Origin of the sequence: Bradyrhizobium sp. (assembly GCF_030697065.1) — a bacterium.
Classification (GTDB): Bacteria; Pseudomonadota; Alphaproteobacteria; order Rhizobiales; family Xanthobacteraceae; genus Bradyrhizobium.
Window position 1 is genome coordinate 1 of the sequence record NZ_JAUYQU010000039.1, and the last position, 2,910, is coordinate 2,910.

Consider the following 2,910-nt stretch of genomic DNA (forward strand, 5'->3'; position numbering starts at 1 on the left):
TGCGGCAAGGCGGTATCGATCCATGTCGAGAAATTCAATCCGGCGATCCGGCTGTACCGGCGGCTCGGATTCGAGACGGTGGAGGACAAGGGCGTCTACGATCTGATGCGCTGGTCCGCCACACTGGACCGAGCGCATACCTCCATCGTCAGGTGAACACCGCGTGGTAGCCATTGCCGCCCGGTACCGGCCCGACCGGCACCAGGAAAAGTTCCAGCGTGCCGAGCGCCGGGTGCTGCAGCGGATAGATCGCCTGCGGCAGAAACGGACCGGCGGGAGCGACGAACAACCGCGAGAACGCGCCGCCCTTGCGGATCGCCTGCCCGCATGATCCGGTATTGTCGAGCTTCAGCGGCACTATGCCACCCGGCGACCTCATTTCGAAGACGGCATTGAGATGCGGCTCGAAATCGTTGATGCTCAGCGTCGCGATGCCAGGCGATGATGCCATTGCAGTATTCCTGTGGTTGAGCACTCCCTATAGCACATCGTGTGCGCCCGGCTACGAGAACGAGGTCCACCATGCACGCGCCTTCGTCCCACCCTTCGTCCGGCGCTGCCGCGGCGCAGCACCCGAAACACGGCGCCGATCACATCGCGCCGGATGGCGCGGGACAGAATTTCTATTCGATCGACCGCGGCCTGCGCGACCTGCTCCGGCTGTATCTGCAACCCCGTGACTTTTCCCGGCTCGAGCCCCACTTCGATCGCCTCGGCGCCCTGGCTGGCGGGCGGCTCGACCAACTCGCCAGAGCCGCCGACCAGCACCCGCCGGTGCTGCAGCCGCGCGACCGTTTCGGCCGCGACGAAGACTGGATCGACTACCATTCCTCCTACCGCGAGATGGAGCAGGTCGCGTTCGGCGACTTCCAGTTTCACGCCATGAGCCATCGCGCCGGCACGCTCGGCATGGACCGTCCGCTGCCGGCGGTCGCCAAATACACGCTGCAATATCTGTTCGTGCAGGCCGAGTTCGGGCTGATGTGCCCGATCAGCGTCACCGACACCTCGATCCATCTGATCCGCAAATTCGCCAGCGCCGAACTGCAGGATTATTTGCTGCCGAAGATGCTGTCCGGGGACCTCGCCACGATGTGGAAGGGCACGCAGTTCATGACCGAGCGCGCCGGCGGCTCCGACGTCGGCGGTATCGAAACAGTCGCCCGCAAGGTCGACGGCACATGGCGGCTCAGCGGCGACAAATGGTTTTGCTCGCATGCCGACGCCGATGTCGCGCTGCTGCTGGCGCGGCCCGAGGGCGCGCCTGCCGGCACCAAGGGACTCGCGCTGTTCGCCATGCCGCGCCGGCTGAAGGACGGCAGCCGTAACGCCTACCGCATCGTCCGGCTCAAGGACAAGCTCGGTACCCGCTCGATGGCGTCGGGCGAGATCCTGCTGGAAGGCGCCGAGGCCTGGATGGTCGGCGAGGCCGACCGCGGCCTCAAGCAGATGATGGAGCAGGTCAATTTGTCGCGGCTGTCGCATGGCGTCCGCGCGGCGGCGATGATGCGGCGCTGCGTCAACGAGGCGATGGTTTGCGCACGCCACCGCACGGCGTTCGGCAAGACCATCATCGAATATCCGCTGCTGCGCCGCCAGTTGCTCAAGATCATCGTGCCGGCGGAGCAGTCGCTCTCGATGTTCCTGTTCACCGCCAGCGCCATGGACCGTGCCAATGCCGGCTCCACGCCAGCCGAGGACTGCCTGCGCATCCTCACGCCGCTGCTGAAATTCCGCGCCTGCCGCGACAATATTCCGGTAGCGACCGGCGCGATGGAAGTCCGCGGCGGCAACGGCTACATCGAGGAATGGGTGCATGCGAGACTGATCCGGGACGCCCATGTCGGTGTGCTCTGGGAGGGCACCAGCAACATCAACGCGCTCGACATTCTCACCCGCGCGGTCGGCAAGAGCGGCACGCACCGCACGCTGGCGGTCGCGCTGACGAATCTGCTCGATCACGCCAGGCTCATTCCTGCCGCATTTCGCGACCGTTTGCGCACCGCGCTGGCGCGGACACTGACGCTGGTCGAGCGCGTCGCGGCCGAGCCGGCGCTGGAGGCCCATGCGCGGCAGGCGGCAAGCGCGCTCTATCATGTCGCCAGCGCCGTCCTGATGACGTGGGAAGCCGCCCAGCCGGGCGCGGATGCCCGGCGCGCGCTCTATGCGCGCATGGTCCTCGACCACCGGCTCAGCGTGCAGGACCCGCTGGCGCCCGAAGGCGACCACGAAGGCGAAGCCGCAGAGCTGGTTTTCTCGCAGCGGCCGGTGACGCTCGCGGAGGTGACGGGGTTGCTGTAGCCGAAGCTGCACGCAAGCGCTTCATCCCCACGTTATCATCGCCCGGGTCCGACCTGGGTCCGACCGGGCGACCCAGTATTCCTGAGGCCGTCGCCGCAATCAACCGAAAGGCCTCGGCGTACTGGATCGCCCGGTCAAGCCTGGTCAATCCGGGCGACGACGAGTGAGTGTGGGCCGCGTGACTACGAACCGACCGTCATTTTCCAGTTCCCCTCCCCCCGGACTCCGCTAGATTGCCCGCAACGGTCGGATCAAGACCAGGATGGGAGGACAGTGGTGCACAAGGGACGTGTCGCGTTCGGCGCGATGGACGAGGTGGTTTTCGGAACCGCCGCCGCCGAGGCGGTCGTGGCGCAGGTCGATCGCCTCGGGGTTGACCGCGCCTTCCTGATGGTCAGCGGCACATTGAACCGCGAAACCGACGAGATCGAGAAAATCAGGACCGCGCTGGGTTCGCGGTGCGCGGGCACGTTCGCTGCGATGCCGGCGCATACGCCGCGCGCCGCCGTGATCGCGGCTTCCGAGCAGGCCCGCGCCGCGGGCGCCGACCTCATCGTCACGGTCGGCGGCGGCTCGATCACCGACGGCGCCAAGGCGGTGCAGATCTGC

The 2,910-nt window shown here is 66.8% G+C and carries 3 protein-coding genes; 2 read left to right on the forward strand and 1 reads right to left on the reverse strand.

The features are described from left to right. Positions 1–148 precede the first annotated feature (148 nt). The gene (locus tag Q8R73_RS02865; protein ID WP_305718043.1) at positions 149–451 is read right to left on the reverse strand and encodes a hypothetical protein; all 303 of its coding nucleotides are present in this window, start codon (positions 449–451) and stop codon (positions 149–151) included. A 71-nt stretch (positions 452–522) separates the two neighbouring features. Here Q8R73_RS02865 and Q8R73_RS02870 point away from each other — a divergent pair, with 71 nt between their 5' ends. Together Q8R73_RS02870 and Q8R73_RS02875 are read left to right on the forward strand one after the other, a co-directional pair. Next, on the forward strand, positions 523–2,301 hold the full coding sequence (locus tag Q8R73_RS02870; protein WP_305718044.1) for an acyl-CoA dehydrogenase family protein: 1,779 nt from the start codon (positions 523–525) through the stop codon (positions 2,299–2,301). A 276-nt stretch (positions 2,302–2,577) separates the two neighbouring features. Next, positions 2,578–2,910: iron-containing alcohol dehydrogenase (locus Q8R73_RS02875; protein ID WP_305718045.1), on the forward strand; the 333-nt coding region annotated here is incomplete at its 3' end.

Coding starts and splice junctions, on each gene's coding strand:
- Q8R73_RS02865 (WP_305718043.1), bottom strand. CDS start 451: ATGGCATCATCGCCTGGCATCGCGACGCTGAGCATCAACGATTTCGAG.
- Q8R73_RS02870 (WP_305718044.1), top strand. CDS start 523: ATGCACGCGCCTTCGTCCCACCCTTCGTCCGGCGCTGCCGCGGCGCAG.